Here is a 12,529-nt window from a genome sequence, read left to right as displayed (position 1 = left end):
CCATGTTACCCATTCCCGCCCGCCATTCTAATAAAAAAGCCGCTGCCTTACCGGTAGCGGTTTTTTATTATATTTGCCCCTCGTTTATTCACCATTAAAAAGCCCGTTTATGCCGTCTTTCGACATCGTGAGCAAAATAGATCTTCAAACCCTCGACAACGCCATCAACACCGTAAAAAAGGAAATCACCACCCGTTACGACTTCAAAGGGTCGCACGTAAATATCGAGCTGGACAAAAAGGAACTGCAGCTGAAGCTGGAGGTGGAAACAGAAATGAAGCTGGACCAGGTGATAGAGGTGCTGATCAGCCGTACCATGCGGCAGGGGCTGGAAGCTTCCATTTACGATCTCAGCAAAGAGCATTACCAGAGCGGCAAAGTGGTTAAAAAAGAAATACCCGTGCGGAACGGCATTAAGCAGGAAGATGCAAAGAAGATCGTGAAAATGATCAAGGATGCGGGGCTGAAGGTGCAGGTGGCCATCATGGACGATATTGTACGGGTTACGGGTAAAAAAATAGATGATTTACAGGAAGTTATACAAAAGTGCCGCGAAGCGAACCTGGGTATTCCCCTCCAATACGTAAATATGAAAAGCTAAAAATTTCTTGGCTTATTTAAAATAATCTCCTACCTTTGCGCTCTGTATTTAACTTTTTGATATGAAACAGGGAATCCATCCGGAAAATTATAGATTCGTAGTGTTTAAAGATATGTCTAACGGGCATAGCTTTCTGAGCCGTTCTACCACTCCTACCCGCGAAACCGTGAAATGGGAAGATGGTAACGAGTATCCGTTGATCAAGCTTGAGATCTCCAATACTTCTCACCCCTTCTATACAGGTAAGAACGTACTGGTAGATACCGCAGGCCGTATCGACAAGTTCAACAAACGTTACAAAAAAGACGCGAAATAAGGCGTCCTTCCATATTTTAACAATCCCGCCGGTCCTATATCGGCGGGATTTCTTTATTTTAGCCAGCTATGAACCCGCACTACATCCTGTTTGACACGCCTGAACGCGACCAGCTCTTTCCCTTCACGCATACCCGCCCGGTCGCCGCATGCCGCATTGGCCTCCTGAGCATCCGGGAAAAATGGGAAAAATGGCTGGGGATCAGTCCCATCAGCTATTTTACCCTGGACTACCTCCAGGAGAAATTCCCCCTTATCAAAGCGCCCAAAAATGCCATTACCATCCTGCTGAACGGGCACCTCCTCCCCTCTGCTGCTATCGTGGCCGCCGTGACCGGGCTGGAGCCCGGCCAGGAAATATACAAGAATGGCCGCCTGCTGGCCAAAGCCGTAAGCGGTGACGATTTTTTTGTGCCTACGGCCGGCCGCATCGATTTTGAAGGAGACATCATCCGGATAGACCAGCCCTGGCATATCGCGCAATATAACGATGCCGCGATCCGTGACGATTTTGCATTGCTCACGAAACGGCGTAAAAGCGCCTCCATCTCTCCTACCAACCGGGTCGAGAATCCAAAACAGATATTCCTGGAACCCGGCGCCAAAGTGGAGCACTGCGTGCTGAACGCCTCCACCGGCCCTATCTACATCGGGAAGAACGCCGAGGTGATGGAAGGCTGCCTCATCCGCGGGCCTTTCGGCATGGGCGAACACGCCGTGCTGAAGATGGGCGCGCGCATTTACGGCGCCACTTCCATCGGCCGCCACTGTGTGGCCGGCGGAGAGATCAAGAACTCCGTTTTCTTCGACCATTCCAACAAAGGGCACGACGGCTACCTGGGCGACGCGGTGATCGGCGAATGGTGTAACCTGGGGGCCAATACCAGCTGTTCCAACCTGAAGAACAACGCCCGCGAGGTGCGCGTCTGGATGGAAGCCAAGCAGGAAGCCTGGTCTGCCGGCACCAAATGCGGCGTGATCATGGGCGACTACAGCCGCTGCGGCATCAATACCATGTTCAACACCGGCACCGTGGTAGGCGTGAGCTGCAACGTGTTTGGCGGCAATTTTCCGCCCAAATACCTGCCTTCCTTCAGCTGGGGAGGCGCCGGACTTACAGACCGGTACCGGCTCACAGAAGCCCTGCGGGACGCCGATTCGTGGATGCAGCTCAAGGGCGCGTCGCTCAGTGAGCAGGACCAGCAAATACTTACCCGTATATTTCAGGGATAAATGCGTATTTTTCGCGCCTCTTATCAAAAGCAAGTAAAACGTCTATGAGAAAAAAGATTGTAGCCGGTAACTGGAAGATGAACCTCACACTGGCGCAGGGCGAACAGCTGGTGAACGACATCGTTTCCGCCGGCATCAAATTGGCAGAAGGCCAGGAAGTGGTGATTGCCCCTCCTTTTCCTTACCTGGCGCGGGTAAAACAGATCATCCGCAATTACCCGGGCATTTACCTGGCTTCGCAGAATTGCGCCAGTGAAAAATCAGGCGCTTATACCGGTGAGGTTTCAGCTGAAATGCTGGCGTCTGTGGGTGTGGACTATGTGATCCTCGGGCACTCCGAGCGCAGGGAGTATTTCGCTGAAACCAATGCGCAGCTGGCTAAGAAGATAGACCAGGCGCTGGCCAACGGTTTGAAGCCGATATTCTGTTGCGGGGAGCCGCTGGAGATCCGGAAGGCGGAAACACAGAACGAATACGTAGCAAAGCAGCTGGAAGAGAGTCTTTACCACCTGGACGCCGCTGCACTGAAAAATATCGTGATCGCGTATGAGCCGATCTGGGCTATTGGCACAGGTTTAACGGCCAGTGCGCAGCAGGCGCAGGACATGCATGCGTTCATCCGTTCGCGCATTGCCGAGAAATTCGGGCGTGAAGCGGCGCTGGGCATCACTATCCTGTATGGCGGCAGCGCGAAACCGTCCAACGCGGGCGAGCTGTTTGCGAGCGCCGATGTGGACGGCGGGCTGATCGGCGGCGCGTCGCTGGTGGCTGCGGACTTCACGGCGATCATCAAGAGCTTATAAACTGCTGAAATACAGCAGGAGCGGCTGACGGGCTACAACCTGTCAGCCATTTTTTTTAGTATTTTTTGCTAATAATTTTAGTATTTACCAATTTAGTTTGTATATTTGTATTGTGAAAAGAGGGGATCATTATCGCGATGCTGTAAACGATAGTGATTGTTTCAAATTGATGATTGCTTAATCATAATGACATGGAACAGGACGTATTATATGATTACATGCTGGTATTACAACCTGACGCGCAGACGGTGCAGGATGTGAGCATGTACAAGCACCTGATCGCGGAGGAACTGGGCCCTTCCCCCGGTGCGTTTTCACAGGCGCATATTGCGCTTTTCCGGTCGGAGTTCCCGGCCCGGTATGAAGCGGAGTTCATCCTTATGCTGGATGCGCTAGTGGCGGACCAGTCGGCATTCACGGTGTACACTTCCCGTATTGATCATTGCCGGCAGGGGGAAACGAAGCATATGTTTTATGTGAACGTGGCCAATCCCCGCCCTGTGGAGGAGTTGCACCGCAGGATCCTTGATGCGTTCGAGCTGAAGGCCGGATCCTACAAGCCTCATATTACGCTGGCCCGTTCCGTGAGCCAGCAGCATTTTAACCAGCTGGCGCCTTACCTGGCCAACAAAATGTTCGTGCGCAGTTTTCATTGCCAGAGTTTCAGCCTGTTGAGAAAACCGGTTGGCGGCGGCAAATATGAAACGGTGAGAGAATTTATGTTTGGAAAGGACACGCCGGCCAGGCACCCCTTATTTAACCATGCAGCTTAAGGACACAAGACATAATCTTTAAGAGTCAGTATCATATCTCACCGGGTCGGGCGTTGATCTCCCGACCCCTCTTTTCCTACTTACGACCCATCCGATTCACCCTTGTATTTGCATTCAACGGGGCAGGAACCGCCGGCGCATAACAGGCAACTGTAGGTGCGGGGGAACTTATGCCTTGCCAATTCATCACCTCTGCCATAAAAAGCAGCACCGGTGGATGGAACAGACGATCTTAACCTTTGCCTGCCTTCCCCGGGGAAGACGCACAGACCATGGCAGTGGGCAACCTTTGCCAGGGCCTGATGTCGGCAGGGAAACTCGTTCTTGTCAATCATCGCCTCTGCCATAAAAAGCAGCACCGGTGGATGGAACAGACGATCTTAACCTTTGCCTGCCTTCCCAAGGGAGGACGCACAGACCATGGCAGTGGGCAACCTTTGCCAGGGCCTGATGCCGGCAGGCATTCATTGATCAATAAAAAAAATACGCCTGTTGGGCTAAGGCCCACCAGCAAATGCATTACTCCCCAGTAAATTTAAAAACCATGGAATGGGTCACTATCACACCAGCATATAAAAACGGGCAAATGCAGCCCTCCCCGGCACAAACCGTATTCTCCTGGCTTACCAGGGCCGGTTTCCAGCTGGAACAACAACGGCGGAGCATCTCCCCCGCCGTGACCGAAAATTTTTACTTTCATCCGTCATTATACATCCAGGTGCACGAAGTGCAGGAGGCGGACAACGGTCCGTCCAGTTTTTTCATCTTTTACCCCGGCGGCGCAACGGCTTTTGCCTCTGATATCGGGCAATTGCAACGTTGCATCTCCGCCGGGTAAAACCTGGGCCCCAATTCATTGTTATATTTATTACCCAACATCAATTATTAAGACAAAATGATCCATAAAGAAATTATAGTGAAAGGCAAAGTACAGGGCGTTTATTTCAGGGCAACCGCACGGTCCGTCGCGGTCAGGCTCGGCCTAACCGGCGCTGTCAAAAACCTGCCGGACGGCCATGTTTGGATCGTTGCGGAAGGACCGCAGCACGCCATGAACGAATTCATCAGCTGGTGCCGCATCGGCCCTTCCGGTGCAAATGTCACCGAGCTGGAAATTACCGACGGCCCCCTGGAGAATATCTCAGGTTTTGAAATACTGCACAGTTAAAAAAAATTATGCTATACCGCCTTTGATTGATGCATCTTCTGAAACCAGCTACCGTAAAGCGTTTCACGGAACCGTACCGGTGAAGGGTTACGGCCCAATGTTTAACTCAGCAAAAAACACCAACTTGCCTGCGTAACAATTTTCGCATGCAGGGTTTTAACCCAGCACTTACGTCAATTAAAAAATTCAATTTGCCGGCAGAGCAAACCATCAATCAATGGCTTCACAAGAATCTGAAATACTGTCCATTTTCGGTGAAAATCTCCGGCATATCAGGCGGGAGAAAGGATACAGCCAACGGGAACTTTCCTCCCGCTGCAATGTCGACAATGCGGACATCTCCCGCATGGAAAAAGGAGATATCAACATAACCCTCCGCACCGCGGGTCAGCTGGCAGACGCGCTGGACGTGCGCGTTATCGACCTGCTGATCAAACGGTACCCCTCAAAATAATGACAGACCTATGCCATTCAGCCATAGAAAAACGGCGGCAGGAATCTTCCCGCCGCCGTTCAAATCTATTTCCCTTAAACCTTAATTGAGCTGCAGCTTCTTCAGCAAATCCTTGTCCAGCGCTGCTTTTGGAACAATAACATTGATCGTGTTCACCGCGAAGTACGGTTCTGACACATATACATAACCTCCAAAAGGTGAGGATTGAACGCCCCATGAATTTTTCACGATAAAGAAAGATTTCCCGGCCGGGCTTTTACCGAGGCCGGTGATATGCATCAGGTGATCGTCCTGCGTAACGAGCTTTTCGAACAGCTCCTGGCGATAAGCCTGTGTGGCGTTCACTTCCGGGAGATCCGGGTTGGGCTTTCTGCGGTTGAACAGGCTGTCTGCCTGCGGGGAAAACGCATAACCGCTGGAGGTAACGAAACCACGGTTGCTCACGTCCGCATCCCACATCACGGTATACCCCTTCTGCACGGCGCTTTTGGTGGCGCCGATCAGCTCTTCGAGCGTTACGTTGTAGAAACTGCCATTGGCGTGGTTATCCGGCAGCTCAAGAATGAACCTGCTGTAAAACGGGTGATGGGTGAACGATGTCAGGTTCACATAATCAGCCGGGTTGAATTTCACTACTTCCTTTGCATACTGCTGAGGAGTGTAGGTACGGCCGTGGAAGTCGAATGTGGCAGGCGGCGCGCCTCCCATGTATTCGTCCATTAACGCGGCGTACTGCTGCTCCCAGTTAACGGGGATGGGCCTTTTGCGCAGCATGGTGTCCAGGAATTTCTTCAGGGTATCCGCCATTTTGCTGTGGTCAGGCTTTGTTTGCCCGGCTGCGCGACCGTTGTAGGCAGATTCCGGCATGAGGCCGTATCTTTCAGCGGCGATCAGCACATCATGGCCGAGGCCGCCTTCGCCGAACTTCGCATCGCCCTGGCGCATTACATAGTTACGGGCTTTGAGCATGTATACATTGCGCACGGTGAACATTTCCGAGATATCGGGCGTTTCACCGCCTTTCTTCACACATTCGCTCTCGATAAGGGATACAGTGGCGAAACACCAGCATGTGCCGGTGTTTCCCTGGTCTTTTATTTCGGTGGCCTTGTTGACCTTGAGAACGGTCACCTCCTCCGGAGTAGCAGTGATCGCAACAGGATGCTCCTGTGCCACAACCTGAAAGCTGCACGCAAGCCCCAGGATCAACAAAATGTCTTTTCTCATAAGCGGCATATTTTGTAGCGAAGATAAGAAAAGCGCCCTAGTTTTCTTTGCTCACTTTACCTTTTCCGGAAACAGCCTGCTCAACGCTGGTGGGGTTTCCACGGAATTTTACATTGCCGCTGCCGGAAATGGCCACTTCCAGTTTCTCCGATACATTCACACTGGCGTTGCCACTGCCGGAAATGTGCAGTTCCATGTTCTTCGACTGCATTTCAGGCGCATCCATTTCGCCGGAGCCGGATATGCTTACCTCCGCGTGGTCCGCGCGGCCGTTGAGTTTCATTTTGCCGGAGCCGGACAGGGCCACTTCAAGTTTATCGTACTGCACGTCGAGCTTTGCATCTACCCTGCCGCTGAAGTTCATTTCGAGACCTTCGCCCTTCAATGTGCCATCCGTAGTTATATCAGCCTGGCCGCTGGCATTGATCTCCTTCAATGTGGCGAGGGTGACCCAAACGGTAATGGACTGGCTCGGGCTCAGGTTATACCCTTTTTTCGGATGCAGCTTCAGTTCGTTGCCTTCGATCTCGGTTTCGAGGTAAGGCAGAATGTTTTCGTCCGCTTCCACCTCGATGGAGTGGCTGCTGCCCTGTTTCAGTACCAGCTTGTATTTGCCGGCGGAAGAGATTTCGCTGAAAGCGCCTTTGGCCGGGCGTGTTTCTTTTTTGAGCTTACCATTGCCACTGATCTTTTCCTGCGCGTGCAGAGTTCCGGCAACAGCGATGAGCGAAGCAAACAGGAAGGTTGCAATTTTCTTCATAATGTTAGATTTAATTTGGCTTTTGTGTTATTCTCCTCCCAACTTCACGTCGCTGTACCTTCCATTGATAATAATGACAGGCGAAGCATCCGAGCCGTTGGCAGTTATGGCGGAAAAGGAGAGGTTTTCGTTGTTGCGTACCTGGTTTACATCTTTCCATTCAAAATCCCTCGTTCTGAGGTCGCCGTTCTTCATCGAGGCCTTGATACGGAAGGCGCTGTTATCGCCCAGGCCCAGTTCCACATCCGTGTAATTGGTGCTTATCCTGATGCTTTTGAAATCGTTGGTGATCTTGCGCAGGGTGATATCACCGTAGTTGGCGCTGATACTGGCGGGACCGTTCAGCTGTTCCGTCTTGAAATCGGTATAGTTGCCGTCAAACTCGAGAGATTTAACGCTTTGGATTTTGATATCGTCATAATTGGAACTGATCTTCGTTTCGCCGGTTGCTCCGAATGTGCAGTTACCATTGTTGGAATGCAGCACCAGCTTTCCTGTATTACCTACGCGCATATTGGAATAATTGGCATGCACTTCCAGTTCCTGGGCTTTGCCGATGCGGCATTTGTCTGTATAGTTAAGATGCACGGACATTTTTTTACCGGCTTCGCCAATGTCCACGAAACCGTAGTTCACCGCTACCCTGCTTACCATGGGCAGATCGCGGGCCAGCACGTCGCCGAAATTATTATCCAGCACAAGGAAGGCGATATTGGCGGGAACATACAGGTTATAGTTCACGTTCACATAATCGCGGGAATCCTTTTTGCCGAAGTTGAACCATTTACCGGCGCCGCTTGCGTTGTAGGAGGTTTCCATTTTCACTGCATCGCCGTTGTCGCTGGCCTTTATTTCAACCATTTCGGCCATCTTCCGTGCCTGCTCTGCATTTGCGCCGAATCCCACGATCTCTATATCGGCCTTGCATTCGTTGCGGTTCCAGATATTGACCACGATCTTACCATACTTGTTCAGGATGATCACCTTCGAACTGCTTCTTACGCTGAACGATTTGGTGATACGCAGCTTATGTTCCTCATCGCCCTTGGTAGCAAAGACCAGGAGCGGGCAAAGCAATAAGAGTATTAATGTAGATTTAGAGAACATCTTTTTTATTTAATAGTGTGGAGTCGTTGTTAGCGTTATCGTTGAACTTGCTGTGGCCTTCCAGTATTTTGTCCAGCAGTTCCAGCTTCATCTGGTAATAGCGGATCATGGCCGAGCGGATGCGCTCGTTGCCCGGGTTGCCGGCCAGCTCTTTTTCCAGCATCATATAGGTTTCGTTGCGAAGCTCCAGTTCCTTGCGGGTGGCGCTGTCCAGCCCTAGCTCTGCGGGCGGTATCTGTTTCAGCTCATCAAGTTTCTGTTCGATGCGGGTGGTGTAGAATTGTTCCATCTCCTGCATTTCCGGGATCACCACAACGGTCGCCTCCTTTTTAGTTTGCAGGAAAGTGAGGAGGATGCCCGCATTTGCCACAAGTGCAACCAGGATGGCAGCTTTCCACCAGTGGCGGGCCATCATGGAGATCACCCTGGGCTTCTGCTTTACCGGCAGCTCCTTTTCCAGCGCGGCCCACACTCCCGGGCCAGGCCCTTCTTCTTCAAATTCACCTCTGTGCTGCTGAATGAAATCTTCCAGTTTCATACTTCTCTCGTTTTTATTTTCACCAATTGCCTTACCCTCTCTTTCGCCCGCATATACTGGGTTTTTACGGTAGATTCCGATATGCCCAGCAGTGTTGCGATCTCGCGGTGCGAATACTCTTCGAACAGGTAAAGATTAAGTACCGTCCGGTAACCGTCCGGCAACTGGCCTATCGCTTCCTTTACCGCCGCCACCGTCATGGTGTGCTCCGATTCGTCCACCCGTTCTTCTTCTTCAAACTCCGCCTCTCCCACTTCCTCGAAATACACCTTCTTTTTGCGGAGATAGCTGAGGCAGTGGTTCACCACGATCCTTTTGATCCAGGCGGTAAGACTGCTGTCTGTGGCCAGCTTGTCCAGGTTCTTGAACACCTGTACAAAGGCTTCCTGCAACACATCTTCTGCATCGGCCGAATGCCCCGTCATTCTCAGGCAGATGTTGAACATTGCTTTGGAATACGCCTCATACAGCTCACGGTATGCCCTTACGTCGCCCTTGCGGCAGCGTACCACGATTTGATTAGTTACAGGCGGATGTTCCAAATTGTCAGGGTATAAAGTCATATTAAAGACGCGGGATTGGAATGATGGTTGCATTTGGGAGACAACTATTTTCAAAATACTGAAAATCATTGATATATAAAACAGAACGCGACCTGCAAGAGGCCGCGTTCCTTCCATCCTTATATACCTAAAACATGATTAGGTCCGTGTTTGTGTTATTTCACCCTGTTCTGCTCGTCTTCCAGCCCGGTCTTACGGTTGCGGGCCTCTTTTACGTTGGAGTTGCCGAAACGGTAGGAGAAAGATACCCTTACCTGGCGGCTGTCCCAGTTGTTCGCGAGTTTCACGGAACGGTTGGTCACGCTGTAAGTGCCGCCGAAACGCTGGGTGTTAAATACGTCGTTCACATTCAGGCGTATGGTGCCTTTCTTTTTCAGCACGGTTTTCTGGAAGCCGAGGTTAAAGGCATACATGGGGTTCATTTTGAAAAGCCCTTCCTGGGAGATCTGGCGGGAATTGTACCAGAAAGAGGCTTCCGCGGTGTAACCTTTGCCGAGGGTGAAGGTATGCTGGGTGTTGCCAAAGAAGCCGCCTGATGAGCGTTTGATCAGCTCGTTATTAACGGTTGTTTCGAAGGCGTTATAAAAAACAGAGAAGGTGCTGAAGGTGTTCCACCATTTGGTGATGGGAACAGGGGCCGAGATGTTCAGGTTCACGTTGTCTTTCTTGGCCACGTTCATGTATTTGTACACTACGATGGTGGTATCCCCTGTTTCCGGGTCCACACCGGCTTCCAGTATCCGCGAAAGCATGTCTTTCGTGTGGCTGTAGCCAATGGCGGTGGTCAGGAACGATTTGAAGGTATGCGTAAGATCGAAGTTGCTGGAGTACTGCGGGCGGAGATTGGGATTGCCGCCGGCTTTGGTGTAACGGTCCAGGTAAAATTCGAAGGGATTCAGATCGTCGTAGCTCGGGCGCTGCAGCCTGCGGCTGAATGAAAGTCCCCACTGGTGGTCTTTCCCGGCGGCGTAGCTCAGGAAGATGCTGGGGAAGAAGTTCAGGTAGCTGGTGTCGTTCACCTGCTTGAGCGTCACTGAATTTCCTTCAACGTTGGTCTGCTCCGCGCGCAGGCCGGCCTGTACGCCGAATTTCTTGAACTGCTTGCTGAAGTTGAGGTACGCCGCGTTCACGTTCTCTTTATAAATAAAGTAGTTGGAGCGGTTGTAGTCATACTCCCAGTTGCCGTGCCGCAGGGAATCGAAGCGGGAGTTGTTGTCGGAGTCCACGAAGCTCACTTTCAGACCGGCCTCGAACTTGGCGTTGTTCTTCAGCGGGTGGGTATAATCGATCTTCGCGGTCTTGATATTGATAACGGAAGGCTGCTGGCTGCGGGTGGTATCGCCGCGGAAGTGGATCTTACCTATCGCATCCATGTAGCCGGAATAGAGGTCGCTGTACTGGTCCTCGGCGTTGCGGGAATAGTCCAGGTCGATGTTGAGTTCCCTGCCGGTCGTGTCCAGCCGGCCTTTGTAGTTCAGGTTGTAGCTCTGGCGGTTCATATTCTGGCTGTTGACGGTAACGGTGCGGAGGCTCGAATCCACCCTTGTGCCGTTGCCGATCCAGGTCTGACTGTTGCCGCTCCCGTTCCAGCGGTTGCCGGCTACATTTACCATTACGCCTACCGTATGGTTCTTGTTGAGGAACCAGTCGATGCCGGCTTTAGCGCCATGGTATTGACTTTTCTTGTCCAGGTAAGAGTTCTGGTCGAACACGATGCGGCCGCTGGCCTCCATGTTGTCGCGGTCTATGTTCAGGTTCTCGAACTGGCGGTTGTAGTTGTAATTGTAAGATCCGTAAACGTTGATCTTTTCGTTGCGGTGGTTCAGGTTGAGGCCGCCATTGCCGCGGGGAAGGGATCCCTGGCCGTAGGTGGCGTTCACGCTGCCGTTGGTGCCGAAGTTGGAATTCTTTTTCAGCTTGATGTTAATGATCCCCGCGTTGCCTGCTGCGTCGTATTTGGCGGAAGGATTGGCGATCAGCTCTATCTGGTCGATGTTGGAGCTGGGCATATTTTTCAGCAGCAGGGCAACGTCCTGGGGAGACATGTTCGTGGGTTTGCCGTCGATCATAATGATCACACCGTTCTTGCCACGCATGGATATATTGTCGTCTTTATCTACCTGTATGCCGGGGGATTGCTGGAGCACTTCCAGCGCCGTGCCGCCCGCAGCCACGATGCTGTTCTCCACGTTCACGACCATTTTATCTGCTTTCTGCTCAATAAAAGGGCGTTTACCCGTTACGTTTACCTCTTTCAGGCTGCGGGTTTCTTCGGAAAGCACGATGGCGCTTACTTTCACAGGAGAACCGTTTACTTTGACGGGCTTGCTGAAACTCTTTTTCATGCCCATGTTCGCCGCAGCCACCAGGTACTGGCCTTCGGCAATGCCTTCAAAAACGTATTTGCCTTCGATATCGGAAATGGCCCCTTTCACGAGGGAGGAATCTTTCACTTTCAGGAGCGTTACGGTGGCAAATTCAACAGGCTTGTTATCTGTTTTTAATACGATGCCGGTCACTTTACCTTTTTCATTTATCTGTGCGGGGGTGTTCTGGGCCTGTCCATTAAAACTGTTACCTATCAGTAACAAGCTCAGGATCAGCAGCATAAAGTTAGATTTCATATAAGGAGGATTGTAGAATTTGGATTGATTTGTATGTTGCTATAGTTCCTTTCTTTATCAACTACAGTGTAAAGGTAGGTAGTATGTTTAACATAGTACATAATTATACACAAGTGGTCGTAATCTGGTGACGATTGGTAAAAACCTTGAATTTGAATCTTGGAAACTTGGTTAGGTTAAATCCAGTCGTTCGTTAGGGACCGCATTCAGGATAATAGACGACCGGGGCAGGGATATGTTGCAAAGTTTCGCCTGCATTTGATGAATGGAGCTTATCGGGGATGGACCGGAAAAAGAAAAAGGGAACTGCCCTTTCCGGGCGGTTCCCTTCGATATAGCTCGTCATTGCGAGAAGCAGCAGGG

14 protein-coding genes are annotated in these 12,529 nt (G+C 51.3%); 8 read left to right on the top strand and 6 right to left on the bottom strand.

Annotation, left to right across the window (positions count from 1 at the left end; genetic code table 11):
- Window positions 1–109 precede the first annotated feature (109 nt).
- The 8 genes from ACTJIK_RS14055 to ACTJIK_RS14020 all read left to right on the top strand — a co-directional run bounded on the left by ACTJIK_RS14055 (window position 110) and on the right by ACTJIK_RS14020 (window position 5,347).
- Window positions 110–601 (top strand): YajQ family cyclic di-GMP-binding protein, encoded by a 492-nt coding sequence (locus tag ACTJIK_RS14055; protein ID WP_440647091.1) that lies wholly within the window; start codon window positions 110–112, stop codon window positions 599–601.
- A 61-nt stretch (window positions 602–662) separates the two neighbouring features.
- Complete coding sequence (locus ACTJIK_RS14050; RefSeq protein ID WP_120516061.1) at window positions 663–917, top strand: type B 50S ribosomal protein L31; 255 nt, start codon at window positions 663–665, stop codon at window positions 915–917.
- Window positions 918–985: 68 nt separating this feature from the next.
- Complete coding sequence (locus ACTJIK_RS14045; protein ID WP_440647089.1) at window positions 986–2,149, top strand: putative sugar nucleotidyl transferase; 1,164 nt, start codon at window positions 986–988, stop codon at window positions 2,147–2,149.
- 44 nt (window positions 2,150–2,193) lie between these two features.
- The gene (gene tpiA, locus ACTJIK_RS14040; protein ID WP_440647087.1) at window positions 2,194–2,952 is read left to right on the top strand and encodes a triose-phosphate isomerase; all 759 of its coding nucleotides are present in this window, start codon (window positions 2,194–2,196) and stop codon (window positions 2,950–2,952) included.
- Between the two features lie 191 nt (window positions 2,953–3,143).
- The gene (locus tag ACTJIK_RS14035; RefSeq protein WP_440647085.1) at window positions 3,144–3,725 is read left to right on the top strand and encodes a 2'-5' RNA ligase family protein; all 582 of its coding nucleotides are present in this window, start codon (window positions 3,144–3,146) and stop codon (window positions 3,723–3,725) included.
- Window positions 3,726–4,269: 544 nt separating this feature from the next.
- On the top strand, window positions 4,270–4,563 hold the full coding sequence (locus tag ACTJIK_RS14030) for a hypothetical protein (RefSeq protein ID WP_440647083.1): 294 nt from the start codon (window positions 4,270–4,272) through the stop codon (window positions 4,561–4,563).
- A 57-nt stretch (window positions 4,564–4,620) separates the two neighbouring features.
- Window positions 4,621–4,893 (top strand): acylphosphatase, encoded by a 273-nt coding sequence (locus ACTJIK_RS14025; RefSeq protein ID WP_440647081.1) that lies wholly within the window; start codon window positions 4,621–4,623, stop codon window positions 4,891–4,893.
- A gap of 217 nt (window positions 4,894–5,110) precedes the next feature.
- The gene (locus tag ACTJIK_RS14020) at window positions 5,111–5,347 is read left to right on the top strand and encodes a helix-turn-helix domain-containing protein (RefSeq protein WP_440647079.1); all 237 of its coding nucleotides are present in this window, start codon (window positions 5,111–5,113) and stop codon (window positions 5,345–5,347) included.
- An 81-nt stretch (window positions 5,348–5,428) separates the two neighbouring features.
- On the opposite strand, the gene ACTJIK_RS14015 is transcribed toward ACTJIK_RS14020, so the two are convergent.
- From ACTJIK_RS14015 to ACTJIK_RS13990, 6 genes are all read right to left on the bottom strand, one after another.
- Complete coding sequence (locus ACTJIK_RS14015) at window positions 5,429–6,574, bottom strand: C1 family peptidase (RefSeq protein ID WP_440647077.1); 1,146 nt, start codon at window positions 6,572–6,574, stop codon at window positions 5,429–5,431.
- Between the two features lie 37 nt (window positions 6,575–6,611).
- On the bottom strand, window positions 6,612–7,334 hold the full coding sequence (locus tag ACTJIK_RS14010) for a head GIN domain-containing protein (RefSeq protein ID WP_440647075.1): 723 nt from the start codon (window positions 7,332–7,334) through the stop codon (window positions 6,612–6,614).
- 27 nt (window positions 7,335–7,361) lie between these two features.
- Window positions 7,362–8,441 (bottom strand): hypothetical protein, encoded by a 1,080-nt coding sequence (locus ACTJIK_RS14005; protein WP_440647073.1) that lies wholly within the window; start codon window positions 8,439–8,441, stop codon window positions 7,362–7,364.
- Window positions 8,431–8,979, bottom strand: coding sequence for a hypothetical protein (locus ACTJIK_RS14000; RefSeq protein WP_440647071.1), 549 nt, complete (start codon window positions 8,977–8,979; stop codon window positions 8,431–8,433). The genes ACTJIK_RS14005 and ACTJIK_RS14000 overlap by 11 nt, the downstream gene beginning before the upstream one ends.
- A complete protein-coding gene (locus ACTJIK_RS13995; RefSeq protein WP_440647069.1) occupies window positions 8,976–9,491 on the bottom strand; it encodes an RNA polymerase sigma factor in 516 nt (171 codons plus the stop codon). The genes ACTJIK_RS14000 and ACTJIK_RS13995 overlap by 4 nt, the downstream gene beginning before the upstream one ends.
- Before the next feature lie 206 nt (window positions 9,492–9,697).
- Window positions 9,698–12,166: a TonB-dependent receptor domain-containing protein gene (locus ACTJIK_RS13990; protein ID WP_440647067.1), complete on the bottom strand. Its 2,469-nt coding sequence runs from the start codon at window positions 12,164–12,166 to the stop codon at window positions 9,698–9,700.
- Between the last annotated feature and the right edge of the window lie 363 nt (window positions 12,167–12,529).

It is taken from the genome of Chitinophaga sp. 22620, assembly GCF_052044405.1.
In the GTDB taxonomy this organism is placed as follows: domain Bacteria; phylum Bacteroidota; class Bacteroidia; order Chitinophagales; family Chitinophagaceae; genus Chitinophaga.
This window is presented reverse-complemented; position numbering and strand designations above follow the sequence as displayed.

What these genes read in the sequence shown, in the direction of transcription:
- ACTJIK_RS14025 (WP_440647081.1), top strand. Translation starts at nt 4,621, where the DNA reads ATGATCCATAAAGAAATTATAGTGAAAGGCAAAGTACAGGGCGTTTAT.
- ACTJIK_RS14015 (WP_440647077.1), bottom strand. Translation starts at nt 6,574, where the DNA reads ATGAGAAAAGACATTTTGTTGATCCTGGGGCTTGCGTGCAGCTTTCAG.
- ACTJIK_RS14020 (WP_440647079.1), top strand. Translation starts at nt 5,111, where the DNA reads ATGGCTTCACAAGAATCTGAAATACTGTCCATTTTCGGTGAAAATCTC.
- tpiA (WP_440647087.1), top strand. Translation starts at nt 2,194, where the DNA reads ATGAGAAAAAAGATTGTAGCCGGTAACTGGAAGATGAACCTCACACTG.
- ACTJIK_RS14030 (WP_440647083.1), top strand. Translation starts at nt 4,270, where the DNA reads ATGGAATGGGTCACTATCACACCAGCATATAAAAACGGGCAAATGCAG.
- ACTJIK_RS14005 (WP_440647073.1), bottom strand. Translation starts at nt 8,441, where the DNA reads ATGTTCTCTAAATCTACATTAATACTCTTATTGCTTTGCCCGCTCCTG.
- ACTJIK_RS14055 (WP_440647091.1), top strand. Translation starts at nt 110, where the DNA reads ATGCCGTCTTTCGACATCGTGAGCAAAATAGATCTTCAAACCCTCGAC.
- ACTJIK_RS13990 (WP_440647067.1), bottom strand. Translation starts at nt 12,166, where the DNA reads ATGAAATCTAACTTTATGCTGCTGATCCTGAGCTTGTTACTGATAGGT.
- ACTJIK_RS14050 (WP_120516061.1), top strand. Translation starts at nt 663, where the DNA reads ATGAAACAGGGAATCCATCCGGAAAATTATAGATTCGTAGTGTTTAAA.
- ACTJIK_RS14045 (WP_440647089.1), top strand. Translation starts at nt 986, where the DNA reads ATGAACCCGCACTACATCCTGTTTGACACGCCTGAACGCGACCAGCTC.
- ACTJIK_RS14010 (WP_440647075.1), bottom strand. Translation starts at nt 7,334, where the DNA reads ATGAAGAAAATTGCAACCTTCCTGTTTGCTTCGCTCATCGCTGTTGCC.
- ACTJIK_RS14035 (WP_440647085.1), top strand. Translation starts at nt 3,144, where the DNA reads ATGGAACAGGACGTATTATATGATTACATGCTGGTATTACAACCTGAC.
- ACTJIK_RS14000 (WP_440647071.1), bottom strand. Translation starts at nt 8,979, where the DNA reads ATGAAACTGGAAGATTTCATTCAGCAGCACAGAGGTGAATTTGAAGAA.